We start from the raw sequence: 11,089 nt of genomic DNA on the forward strand, positions 1-11,089 counted from the left end.
CTAGATTGCAGGAACCGGAACCTCGCGGTACATCGCCGCCGGCAGGCCGACCGGGACGAAGGTCGCGTCGCCGTCCCCAGCCATATCCTGCACCGTATGTTTCTCCAGCGCCTTCGTCACCTCGTTGAGGTCGCCGTCTAGCTGTTCGGCGGGAATAAGATTGCCGATCACGAAATCGAAGCGGTCGCCGCGTTTGTTCAACAGTTCGTGGAACACGGTCATGTCGCGAAGCTCCGTCGACCATTTCGCCAGCCAGTAGAACAGCCCCGAATTGCGCGCCGTCACATGGACCGGAAGGATCGGCAGATTGTATTTGCGCGCCAGCCCGACGGCCGAGGTCTTCCACGGCCGTTCGTTCAGCCGGCCGTTCGCCCAGTAGGCAATGCGGCCTGAGGGAAAGAGCACTGTCGCCTTGCCTTCCTTCACCGCATGGTTGGTCAGTTGCAGCGTTTCGCGCGCCTTCAGCTTGCTTTTATGCTCCTCCCGCCATTCGACAGGAATGATCATCTCGGCAAAGCGCGGATTGACGCGGATGGCATCGCGATTGGCGAAGAACATCATGTCCGGCCGGCGCGCTTTCAAGAGATCGAACACGGCAACGCCATCGGCGATGCCTGTGGGATGGTTACTGACGAGGATGAAGCCGCCGGTATCAGGGATGCGTTCGCCATTGGTGATGCCGATGTCGAGCTTCAGCACATCACTCAGATATTCGAACGACTGGAAACCCGGCATCTTGGCAACCGCATTGGCGAATTCGAGCGCCTTGTTGTAACGCAGCAGCGTGTAGAGGAATGGCCGCATGACCGGCCAGAGCGGATTTTTCACGATCCTCTGGCCGCGTTCGGCAATCAGCGTATCGACGATATGACCGGGCTTTCCCTGTGAAACGAGAGCGATCGCTTCCGCGAGCTGTCCGAAAGCCGTCATGGAATCGCGCCGTGCCATGAAAGATCCTGTCTATGGGGTAAAAGCTATCGCAGTACAATATGATCGAAGGATGACAAAGGCTTGGCCGGCATTAGCAATTCCATAACTGTTCCTGCTCCAAATTGGCGGACTTGAAGGCAAAATCAAGGCCAGCAACGTGAACGAACTGCTTGTTATCGCCGATCCGCGCCTGATGGCGGAGCGTGCCGCATGGCTTGAAAATCTCGCCCGTGAGCGCCGTCTTTCCGAGCATACGCTCGACGCTTACGAGCGCGACACCCGCCAGTTCCTGACCTTCCTGACCGGCCATCTCGCCGGCCCGGTGACGCTCCGGGACATCAGGGAGTTGCGCCCCGCCGATTTCCGCGCCTTCCTGGCGGCCCGGCGCAGGCAGGGCTCCGGCGCCCGCTCGCTCGGCCGCAATCTCGCCGGTCTCCGTTCGCTGCTGCGCCATCTCGAAAAGAAGGGCCTGGTCAACGCCGCCGGCGCCGGCGCAGTGCGCTCGCCGAAACAACCGAAATCGCTGCCCAAGCCGCTGTCGGACACGCAGGCGATCACCGTCGTCAGCGACGACGCCCAACTGCATGACGAACCCTGGATTGCGGCGCGCGATGCGGCTGTCATGACGCTGCTCTACGGCTGCGGCCTGCGCATCTCCGAAGCGCTTGATCTTGCTCCCGCCGACCTGCAGAAGGGCGCAACGGTGCTGCGCATCACCGGCAAGGGCAACAAGACGCGGCTGGTGCCGTTGCTGTCTGTGGTTTTCGACGCGGTCGAGAAATACCGCGCGCTCTGCCCATACCATCTCGAAAGCGGTGAACCGCTGTTTCGCGGCGCCCGCGGCGGCAAGCTGCAGGCGGCAATCATCCAGCGCACCATGCAGAAGATGCGCAGCGCCTTCGGTCTGCCGGAAACGGCGACACCGCATGCCCTGCGCCATTCCTTCGCCACCCACCTGCTTGCCGGCGGCGGCGATCTGCGCACCATTCAGGAATTGCTCGGCCATGCCAGCCTTTCCACAACGCAGGTCTATACCGGAGTCGATGCGTCACGGCTGCTCGAGGTGTATGATCGGGCGCATCCGCGCGCCTAGCGCATCGGCCCGGAAATCGGAATTGATTTTTGGAAGCACGATGCGTTGATTTAAAGTGCATCGTCATGAATCCGATTTGATGTGATGCACTTTAACTTTCGTTAACGCATTCTCTTAAAGGAATATGCGCAAGCCGGGCGTAGACCATGAAACGCACAAGGCATGTGATCGGAACACCCATCATGACGACATCAATCGGCCGCCGGACGTCTTACCTCGCAGTGCCGGCCAATCTGTTGCTCTGGCTGATCGCAGCCTTTCACATGCTGCTTCTTGCGGCCCTCTTTGTCGCCTTCCTGACTGCAAGGCCGGCGGCGGCCGAAGACGTGGCCTGCACTGGCCGCAACCTGATGGTCGAGTTGCAGCAGAACGACCCTGCCCGCTATGCCGAGGCGCTGAAGGAAGCCGACGCCACGCCGAACGGCAAGGGCATCTTCTGGAAGGTCGAGAAGCCGGGACTTGCACCTTCGTGGCTGCTCGGCAGCATGCATGTTACCGATCCGCGCGTGCTCGCCTTGCCACCGCGCGCCCAGGCAGCCCACGATGCCGCCAGTACGATCGTCATCGAATCCGACGAGATCCTCGATGAGCGGAAAGCGACCGCCGCCCTGCTCGCAAAGCCGGAGTTGACGATGTTCACCGACGGCACGACGATCGACAAGCTACTTTCTCCCGAGGACTACAAGCGCCTCGAAACCGGCCTCAAGCAGCGCGGTATCCCGCTCAGCGCCGTTTCCCGCATGCGGCCCTGGATGATCTCGAGCGCCGTCGCCCTGCCGGCCTGCGAAATCGCCCGCAAGGCAAAGGGCGTGCAGTTCCTCGACCAGAAGATCGCCACCGATGCCGTTGCCCAGGGCAAGCAGGTCAAGGGGCTGGAAACCCTTGCCGAACAGATCCAGGCCATGGCCGATCTGCCGGTCGAATTCCATCTGAAGTCGCTGATCGAGACGCTGGAACTCGGCGACAAGATGAGCGATGTCGTCGAGACGATGACCGACCTCTACCTCTCCGGTGATAATGGCATGACCATGCCGATGCTGAAAACGGTGACGCCTGAAGAAGAGGGCGAAAATAACGATTATGCCGCCTTCGAGCAGCGTGTCATCCTCGACCGCAACAAGGTAATGGCCGAACGCGCCGCCCCCATTCTCGACGGCGGCAACGTCTTCATGGCCGTCGGCGCCCTGCACCTGCCCGGCAAGGACGGCGTCATCGAACTGCTACGCCAGCAGGGCTTCACGGTGACAGCCGTCAATTAGGTCCAACCTCAGTAATTTGCGGTAGCGGCAGCTCTCTGAGATTGACAACCCCAGTTTGCATACGTCACATGGCGGCATTTACAGCCCTTTGTTCCCAAAAGAGTTTCAATGCTCAGCCAGAATATGGTTTTCACCTCGAGAGCGGCCTCGAAAGGTCTTCCCACGTTCGGTAACGGCGCAATGCTAGTGGCGGCGGCGATGCTAACGATATTTTCCCTTTCGCCTGCCTTGGCCGATGACGAACTGGCTTGCCCGGGTCAGAACCTTTTGACCCAACTGGAAAAGGAAGATCCCGTCCGTTTCAGGAAGGCTGTCGAGAAAGCCGAGACGATACCGAACGGCAATGCGATCTTCTGGAAAATCGAAAAGCCCGGTCTCCAGCCTTCCTGGTTGCTCGGCACGATGCATGTGAGCGATTCCCGTGTATTGGATATGCCGGAAGGATTTTACGAGGCGTACGACGCTATCGACACTCTGACTGTCGAGTTAGCGGAAATCGCAGAGCCGGAAAAACTTGTGCTGGAGATCTTCAAGCATCCCGAGCTGACCACGCTCCACGGTGACAAAACCCTCGATCACATCTTGCCCCCTGACGCGACCAGCGAAGTCGCTGCCGGCTTGAAGAAAAAGGGCATCAACGTGAACCTGATGGCCAAGATGCGACCTTGGTTCATCTACGCCAGCCTCCAGACACGTGGCTGCGATATCAAGCGCAGAGCAAGCGGCCTCAGGGTACTGGACGAATCTCTCGCCCTCGAGGCGCTAGATGATGGTGTCAATCTGGTCGGCCTGGAAACGCCAGTCGAGCAAATTAAGGCCCTGTCGGATGTCCCGGACGACCGCATGCTTCAGAACCTGCGGGAGTTGTTGGCGTTTCCGAATGGTATGGATGACATAACCGAGACGATGATCAGCCTCTACGATCAGGGTAAGATCGGAATGATCTTCTCGCTCATGGAGGTCGTCTCGACAGATCTCGCTGCTGAAAAAGCCTTCGAAAACCGTATGATCACGGATCGAAACAAGGTCATGGCGGAGCGGGCGAAGCCCTACCTCGACAAGGGGCGCACCATGATCGCCGTCGGAGCGGCGCACCTGCCCGGCGACGACGGCTTGGTTGAACTGCTACGCCGGCAGGGCTTTACCGTCACCGCGGTGAACTGAACCCGCCGTCGGTCAGCCGAGCGTCATGCGGCGCAGAACATTGCTTTTCCAATAGAAATGATGGACGAGGGCGCCGGCGACATGCGCCGCGATCAGCGCCCAGAGAATGATCTTCAGGACATCCGCGTGTAACGAACCGGCGGGATCGATACCGAAATAGTAGGCGGCGATGCCCGAAAGCGGCATCGCGAAGATCAGGATGTAGAGGCCGGCATGGGCAAGCCTCGCTGCAAGACGGAAGATCGCCGGCTCCTGTGCGGCCTCGTCCGGGACGCCCTTGGTAAAACGCAGCCCGAGCCTGAGGACGGCAAGCATCAGGATGGCGATGCCGACATAGGCATGGATATTCGCCGACGAAATCTGCTCCGGCGTCGGTACCTGGCCTCTGCGCATCAGCCGATGCCAGATATTCATGCCATCGGGAAACAGCAGGTTGAAGAAGATCAGCAGCGCCACGGCCCAGTGAAGAAAACGCTGGCTCAGGCTGTAACTCACGATGGACGGCTGCTGCATTTCTGGACCTTCACGGATGCTGAACTCAACGATAGGCAACAACTAGAGCCTTTCCGGGTTAGATTGAAGCATTCTGTTGGCTCAAACGGAGTCGGATGGTCGACCGGCCGGCGCGCGTCGTAGTCCAGCTCTGCGGCCAAGCCGGCCGGTCGATCAGCCGGCCCGTTTCAGCCAACCCGAAGGGCCGGGCATCTTTGCGCCAGGGCAGAGGCGATCGGCTCGGACGTACCAAGGGGTATGCCCTTCGCCAATCGCCTCTGCCCTGACGAAAACCTGCTCCGGCAGAATGCTTCAATCTAACCCGGAAAGGCTCTAGAACAGCCGCCTGCCTTCCGGCAAGCGGCTGTATGCTTTGTTACGAATATGTAAGATTACATATGGATCGGCTTGAAGAAGGTTGCGAGCGCAGCCTCTTTCACCGCTTCCGACATTGTGGGATGCGCGTGGCAGGTACGGCCGAGATCTTCTGACGAACCGCCGAACTCCATCAGCACGGCGATCTCGTGGATCATCTCGCCGGCGCCGAAGCCGACGATATGGCCGCCGAGCACGCGGTCGGTTTCCTTGTCGGCAAGAATCTTGACGAAGCCGTCCGTCGCCAGCATCGCACGCGCCCGGCCGTTCGCCGTGAACGGGAACTTGCCAACCTTGTAGGCGATATCAGCCGCCTTGAGTTCTTCCTCGGTCTTGCCGACGGAAGCGATTTCCGGCTGGGTGTAGACGACGCTCGGAATGACCTCGTAATTCACATGGCCATGCTGCCCGGCAAGGATTTCGGCAAGCGCCACGCCTTCGTCCTCCGCCTTGTGCGCCAGCATCGGACCTTTGACCACATCGCCGATCGCATAAATGCCGGCAACATTGGTCTTGAAGTGACCGTCGATCTCGACGCGGCCGCGATTGTCGAGCGTAACACCGGCTTCTTCGAGGCCGAGACCCGATGTATAGGGCTTGCGGCCGGTGGCGATCAGCACGACTTCGGCCTCGAGCGTCACCTTGTCGCCACCCTTGACCGGCTCGAAAGTGACCTTGGCGCCCTTGTCGCCCTTTTCAACGCCGGTGACCTTGGCGCTGAGATTGAAATCGATGCCCTGCTTGGCAAGCATACGCTGGAATTGCTTGGAGACTTCGCCGTCCATACCACCAAGGATGGTGTCGAGATATTCGACGACGGTGACTTTGGCGCCGAGGCGCGACCAGACGGAACCGAGCTCGAGACCGATAACGCCTCCGCCGACGACGATCAGCGTTTCCGGCACCTTCTCCAGCGCAATGCCGCCGGTCGAGGAGATGATGGTCTTTTCATCGATCTCGACCTGCACGCCAGGAATGCCGGCGACGTCGGAGCCGGTGGCGATGACGATGTTCTTGCCTTCGATCTCCTGCACCTTGCCATCGTCGGCGGTGACGGAAACCTTGCCGGCCGAGACGACCTTGCCGATGCCCTGAAAGGTATCGATCTTGTTCTTCTTGAAGAGGAAGGCGACGCCGTCGACATTCGACTTCACCGTCGCATCCTTGTGGGCCATCATATTGCCGAGGTTGAGCGTCGGCGCCGGAATATCGATACCGAGCGCGCTCATTCCGTGGCCGGCCTGATGGAACATTTCGGAGGCATGCAACAGCGCCTTCGACGGGATGCAGCCGACGTTCAGGCAGGTGCCGCCATAGGTCGCCCGCTTTTCGACGACGGCGACCTTGAGGCCGAGCTGGGCCGCCTTGACGGCGCAGACATAGCCGCCCGGGCCGGTTCCGATAATGATCACATCGTAGGACATTGCTTCTTTCCCTTTGGATTTTTCGTTTAATCGGCCGCGCGCGACAAAGCGAGGCGGAAGCCGAAGCCGACAAGTGCCGCTCCGGTGATGCGGTTGAACCATTTGCCGCTGGCGATGAAGCGGTCACGGATCGCCTTGACCGTGAAGAAATAGGAGACGCCGGCAAACCAGGAGACCAGCGCCGTCGCCATGCCGATGCCATAGGAGAACTGGATCAGCGCCGGCGTGTCGTGATGGACGAGCGTCGAAAACAGCGACAGGAAGAACAGCACCGGCTTCGGGTTCAGCGCATTGGTGATGAAGCCCATGCCCAGGCATTTCAACATCGAGACCGGCTTGCGGTCTTCCGCCGTCACCTCGATATCCCTCACCTTGAAACCCGGTTCGCGGAACGACTTGATGCCGAGATAGACCAGATAGGCGACGCCTGCCCATTTGATGACAGCAAACAGCATCAGTGATTTGGACACGATCAGGCCGAGGCCGAGGATAGTGTAACTGATGTGGAAGAGCAGGGAGAAGCCCATGCCGAGCCCGGTCATGATGGCGGCGCGTCGCCCATGCACGATGCTCTGGCGCAGGATAACGGCAAAATCGGCGCCTGGCACGACGATGAAGATCGAAAAGACGGCCATCAGACCGAGGAATTCGAGAATATATTGCATGCTGTTTTTCGCCCTGTCGTTCTAGCGGCCGCCGCTCACATTGAGGATCGCGCCGGTTATATAGGAAGCCGAAGGTGACAGAAGATAGAGGATCGCATCCGCCACCTCCTCGGGCGTGCCCGCACGCTGCATCGGAACCGCCGGCGCCATCTCGCGTGCCCGGTCAGGCAGCCCGCCCGAAGCATGGAGGTCGGTCTCGATGATGCCGGGCCTTATCGCATTCACGCGGATGCCCTCGGCAGCGACTTCACGCGCCAAGCCGACAGTGAAGGTGTCGATCGCCGCCTTCGAAGCGGCATAATCGACATACTGCGTCGCCGAACCGAGGATCGCCGCCATCGACGAGATATTGACGATCGCCCCGCCCTGCCCGCCATGCCGGCTCGACATCCGGCGTATGGCCTCTGCGGCGCAGAGGATGGAGCCGGTCACATTGATGCGCAGCATGCGCTCGATTCGCTCCGCCGACATCTCATCGATGCGCTGCGGATAGTCGACGATGCCGGCATTGTTGACGAGCCCGTCAAGCCGGCCGAAATGTCGGTCGACCGCCGTAAACATCGAGACGATATCCGCAGCCTTGCCGACGTCACCCTGGATCGCCACGGCCTCGCCGCAGCCTTCTGTGATCGAAGCCACGACCGCATCCGCGGCTTGGCGGTTGGCGGCATAATTCACCGCAACACGCCAGCCCTGGCGCGCGGCGAGCCTTGAGGCCGCGGCGCCGATACCCCGGCTTCCGCCGGTGATGAGAACAACAGGTGCATCGCTCATGTCGCACACTCCTTGAATGTCAGTACGTCCCAAGGCGCTACCGAAGCCTTGCCCTCGCCCCAGGCACTGGATTCGCGGATGGCGGGACCAAGGCCGGGGAGCACGAGCTTTTCGGCCGCCGCCGCACCTTCGGGCTGCAGATTGTCCATCTCACCCTCGGCATCCATGCCGTAGACCGCGCCCTGCCAGACCGTGCAGGCATCGAGATCGGCGCCGGTCGCATCGCCCTCGGGGCAGTTGAACATCAGGATGCCGATGGCGCGCACCGGATCTTCCGATGGCATGACATAACCTTCCATCACGACAGGTGTCTTAAGCGCGCTGACCTTGAACTGGTTGCTGGCGGCGGCCGATGGAGAATTCAGCGGTGCGAAGCGCAATTCATAGGCACCGTCGCGATCGACGTAGACGGCTTGTTCCTGCTTGCATGCGGCGCCGAACGTGGATGCCGGAACGGCGAAAAACGCGGCGGCTGCGATCGCAGCCACGCCTTTCCGTCCCGCCATGGTCCCGATCCTTCCGCTCATTGCAGCGTCGGCTCCTTCCGCCCGTCGGCGTTTTCGACAACGCTAAAATCCGTCAGCAGCACCAGCGCGCGGCCGTCCTTGTCGAGCCCCCAGAAAACCGGGTAGAAACCGTCGCCCCAGCCGCTCCAGAACACGGCGACATTGCCTCGTCTGCCGGCAACCGGCCGGTGCAGTGCATAGATGCCCTTGTTGGCATTGAGGTCCGACGCCAGCACGTCATCGTAATAATTGACGTCGGCATCCGGTTTCTGCGCCTGTACCTGCCCTTCACGCTCCCCGATCAGATCAAGCGTATCGGCATCCATGTAGCAGCCGAGGCCGGCATCGACGGGATAGCCGAAGATCTCACCGTCCTTCAGCGTCGCCGGGTCCTGCCCGGGCAGGACCGCAAGCTCCCAATGATCCGGCCTGCCCTCAGCAAACCGCATGCTGGCGGCGGCGATGCGCCCGAAGGCCTGGTAGAGCGTCACCGGATAGTCGCCCGGCGCAACCGTTCTTGCGAGCGCCGGACGATCGGGCTGTGCGAGCGGATCGGCGGCGACGATGCGCCCCGAGGTCAGCTCGACATTGCCCATATGGATCGCGCCGATCGACCGGCCGGAGAGTTCGGCATCGCTCAGCGCTATCAGCTCGAAATTGCTGCTTGCCTTGCTGATGTCCCAGCCAGCAGCCGATGCGGAGACCGGAATATGCGCGGCGGCAGCGCAAAGAAGAAGGCGCGCCGCTCGCATGATCCGGTTCCGCATCGAAAGCGCTCCCTTAGAGATCGAGAACCAGACGTTCCGGATCTTCCAGGCTTTCCTTGACGCGCACGAGGAAGGTGACCGCTTCCTTGCCGTCGACGATGCGGTGATCGTAGGACAGCGCCAGATACATCATCGGACGGATGACCACCTGGCCGCCGATCGCCACCGGCCGTTCCTGGATCTTGTGCATGCCGAGAATGCCGGACTGCGGCGCGTTGAGGATCGGCGAAGACATCAGCGAACCGTAGACGCCGCCATTGGTGATGGTGAAGGTGCCGCCCTGCATGTCGGCCATGGAGAGCGAGCCATCACGGGCTGCCTTGGCAAGACGGCCGAGTTCCTTCTCGATTTCGGCGATCGACATCTGGTCGGCGTCGCGGATGACAGGAACGACGAGGCCCTTGTCCGTGCCGACGGCCATGCCGACATGGCAGTAGTTCTTGTAGATGACGTCGGTGCCGTCGATTTCGGCGTTGACGGCCGGCAATTCCTTCAGCGCATGCGTCACCGCCTTGGTGAAGAAGCCCATGAAGCCGAGCTTGACGCCGTGCTTCTTCTCGAAAATGTCCTTGTACTTGTTGCGCAGGTCCATGACCGCCTTCATGTCCACCTCATTGTAGGTGGTCAGCATGGCGGCGGTGTTCTGCGCGTCCTTGAGGCGCTTGGCGATCGTCTGGCGCAGGCGCGTCATCTTCACGCGCTCTTCGCGCGAGGCATCCTCGACCGTCGACGGGCCACGCGCGGCGGCAGGCGTTGCTGCGGGTGCGGCCGCCGGAGCGGAAATGCCCTTGGCGACGGCGGCGATGACGTCGCCCTTCAGCACCTGGCCGCGCTTGCCACTACCGTCGAGCTGGTCGGCGGAAAGATTGTTTTCGGCAAGCATCTTCGAAGCCGCCGGTGCCGGCGGCATGGTGGAGACGGAAGCGCTTGATGAGGACGACGCAGCAGCGGCAACTGGCGCTGGCTGGGCAGCAGCAGCCGGGGCTGGCTGGGCAGGTGCGGCGGCCGGTACAGCAGCAGCCGGCGCGGCAGCGGCAGCTGCGCCTTCGGCGATCTGGCCGAGCAGCGCGCCGAGGCCGACGGTCTCCCCGGCGGCGACGACGATTTCCGAAAGCGTGCCGGAGGCGGGTGCTGGAACTTCGATGGTCACCTTGTCGGTTTCAAGCTCGAGAATCGGCTCGTCGGCCTTGATGGCGTCGCCGACCTTCTTGAACCAGGTGCCGACGGTTGCCTCGCTGACGGATTCACCGAGAGTTGGAACGCGGATTTCTGTGGCCATTGTTCAGATCCTGATTTCGTGTGTTTTCGTTAATGCGTTTCAGACGGCGGGCGGCCGCAAGATGATCGAAGGCATCGGCAGGATATCGAAGCGGAAACCAAAACCGGAAGCGATGATCGGATCGCCGTCGGCAAGAACCTGCGCCGCCGCCTGATCCTCGACCTCGACGATCGCCATGCCCCAAGCGCCTTCACCCTCGAAGACGGGGCCGACGATGATCGCCGATCCCGCAAGGGCGTGCCGATGCCAGTATTCGACATGGCGTTTCATCGCCGCCATTTCCTCCCCGGTCCCGTCATGCGGGAAAGTGGGGCGCGGCGGCTGCAGTCTCAGAAAGAAATAAGCCATTGCGCCCCCCCGT

Annotated in this window: 12 protein-coding genes; 3 read left to right on the top strand and 9 right to left on the bottom strand. The window is 61.2% G+C overall.

Annotation, left to right across the window (positions count from 1 at the left end):
- Positions 1 to 948: a GNAT family N-acetyltransferase gene (locus BS629_RS06645; protein ID WP_018243872.1), complete on the bottom strand. Its 948-nt coding sequence runs from the start codon at positions 946 to 948 to the stop codon at positions 1 to 3.
- 139 nt (positions 949 to 1,087) lie between these two features.
- Here BS629_RS06645 and BS629_RS06650 point away from each other — a divergent pair, with 139 nt between their 5' ends.
- The 3 genes from BS629_RS06650 to BS629_RS06660 all read left to right on the top strand — a co-directional run bounded on the left by BS629_RS06650 (position 1,088) and on the right by BS629_RS06660 (position 4,446).
- Positions 1,088 to 2,023, top strand: coding sequence for a tyrosine recombinase XerC (locus tag BS629_RS06650; protein ID WP_018243873.1), 936 nt, complete (start codon positions 1,088 to 1,090; stop codon positions 2,021 to 2,023).
- A 182-nt stretch (positions 2,024 to 2,205) separates the two neighbouring features.
- Positions 2,206 to 3,282 (top strand): TraB/GumN family protein, encoded by a 1,077-nt coding sequence (locus BS629_RS06655; protein ID WP_018517252.1) that lies wholly within the window; start codon positions 2,206 to 2,208, stop codon positions 3,280 to 3,282.
- Positions 3,283 to 3,390: 108 nt separating this feature from the next.
- On the top strand, positions 3,391 to 4,446 hold the full coding sequence (locus BS629_RS06660) for a TraB/GumN family protein (protein WP_018243875.1): 1,056 nt from the start codon (positions 3,391 to 3,393) through the stop codon (positions 4,444 to 4,446).
- 12 nt (positions 4,447 to 4,458) lie between these two features.
- Here the strand turns inward: BS629_RS06660 and BS629_RS06665 are convergent, their stop codons facing one another.
- The 8 genes from BS629_RS06665 to BS629_RS06710 form a co-directional block, all read right to left on the bottom strand.
- Complete coding sequence (locus BS629_RS06665; RefSeq protein WP_018517253.1) at positions 4,459 to 4,959, bottom strand: cytochrome b; 501 nt, start codon at positions 4,957 to 4,959, stop codon at positions 4,459 to 4,461.
- Positions 4,960 to 5,330: 371 nt separating this feature from the next.
- The gene (lpdA, locus tag BS629_RS06680; protein ID WP_018243877.1) at positions 5,331 to 6,737 is read right to left on the bottom strand and encodes a dihydrolipoyl dehydrogenase; all 1,407 of its coding nucleotides are present in this window, start codon (positions 6,735 to 6,737) and stop codon (positions 5,331 to 5,333) included.
- Positions 6,738 to 6,763: 26 nt separating this feature from the next.
- Positions 6,764 to 7,402: a LysE family translocator gene (locus tag BS629_RS06685; protein WP_077988084.1), complete on the bottom strand. Its 639-nt coding sequence runs from the start codon at positions 7,400 to 7,402 to the stop codon at positions 6,764 to 6,766.
- 21 nt (positions 7,403 to 7,423) lie between these two features.
- Positions 7,424 to 8,176 (bottom strand): SDR family oxidoreductase, encoded by a 753-nt coding sequence (locus tag BS629_RS06690; protein ID WP_018243879.1) that lies wholly within the window; start codon positions 8,174 to 8,176, stop codon positions 7,424 to 7,426.
- Positions 8,173 to 8,703, bottom strand: a complete 531-nt coding sequence (locus BS629_RS06695; RefSeq protein WP_018243880.1) for a hypothetical protein — start codon at positions 8,701 to 8,703, stop codon at positions 8,173 to 8,175. The genes BS629_RS06690 and BS629_RS06695 overlap by 4 nt, the downstream gene beginning before the upstream one ends.
- On the bottom strand, positions 8,700 to 9,449 hold the full coding sequence (locus BS629_RS06700; RefSeq protein ID WP_018243881.1) for a DUF4241 domain-containing protein: 750 nt from the start codon (positions 9,447 to 9,449) through the stop codon (positions 8,700 to 8,702). The genes BS629_RS06695 and BS629_RS06700 overlap by 4 nt, the downstream gene beginning before the upstream one ends.
- A 13-nt stretch (positions 9,450 to 9,462) precedes the next feature.
- Positions 9,463 to 10,728 (bottom strand): 2-oxoglutarate dehydrogenase complex dihydrolipoyllysine-residue succinyltransferase, encoded by a 1,266-nt coding sequence (gene odhB / locus BS629_RS06705; RefSeq protein ID WP_018243882.1) that lies wholly within the window; start codon positions 10,726 to 10,728, stop codon positions 9,463 to 9,465.
- Positions 10,729 to 10,767: 39 nt separating this feature from the next.
- Positions 10,768 to 11,076 carry a YciI family protein gene (locus BS629_RS06710; RefSeq protein WP_077988085.1) on the bottom strand — a complete coding sequence of 103 codons (309 nt, stop codon included), beginning with the start codon at positions 11,074 to 11,076 and terminating at the stop codon, positions 10,768 to 10,770.
- Positions 11,077 to 11,089: the final 13 nt, after the last annotated feature.

Origin of the sequence: Rhizobium leguminosarum bv. viciae USDA 2370 (assembly GCF_002008365.1) — a bacterium.
GTDB lineage: Bacteria > Pseudomonadota > Alphaproteobacteria > Rhizobiales > Rhizobiaceae > Rhizobium > Rhizobium leguminosarum.

Bases quoted from the DNA above. Each gene is read 5' to 3' on its own strand.
- BS629_RS06700 (WP_018243881.1), bottom strand. From the start codon at position 9,449: ATGCGGAACCGGATCATGCGAGCGGCGCGCCTTCTTCTTTGCGCTGCC.
- BS629_RS06710 (WP_077988085.1), bottom strand. From the start codon at position 11,076: ATGGCTTATTTCTTTCTGAGACTGCAGCCGCCGCGCCCCACTTTCCCG.
- BS629_RS06685 (WP_077988084.1), bottom strand. From the start codon at position 7,402: ATGCAATATATTCTCGAATTCCTCGGTCTGATGGCCGTCTTTTCGATC.
- BS629_RS06645 (WP_018243872.1), bottom strand. From the start codon at position 948: ATGGCACGGCGCGATTCCATGACGGCTTTCGGACAGCTCGCGGAAGCG.
- BS629_RS06660 (WP_018243875.1), top strand. From the start codon at position 3,391: ATGCTCAGCCAGAATATGGTTTTCACCTCGAGAGCGGCCTCGAAAGGT.
- BS629_RS06655 (WP_018517252.1), top strand. From the start codon at position 2,206: ATGACGACATCAATCGGCCGCCGGACGTCTTACCTCGCAGTGCCGGCC.
- BS629_RS06665 (WP_018517253.1), bottom strand. From the start codon at position 4,959: ATGCAGCAGCCGTCCATCGTGAGTTACAGCCTGAGCCAGCGTTTTCTT.
- lpdA (WP_018243877.1), bottom strand. From the start codon at position 6,737: ATGTCCTACGATGTGATCATTATCGGAACCGGCCCGGGCGGCTATGTC.
- BS629_RS06690 (WP_018243879.1), bottom strand. From the start codon at position 8,176: ATGAGCGATGCACCTGTTGTTCTCATCACCGGCGGAAGCCGGGGTATC.
- BS629_RS06695 (WP_018243880.1), bottom strand. From the start codon at position 8,703: ATGAGCGGAAGGATCGGGACCATGGCGGGACGGAAAGGCGTGGCTGCG.
- odhB (WP_018243882.1), bottom strand. From the start codon at position 10,728: ATGGCCACAGAAATCCGCGTTCCAACTCTCGGTGAATCCGTCAGCGAG.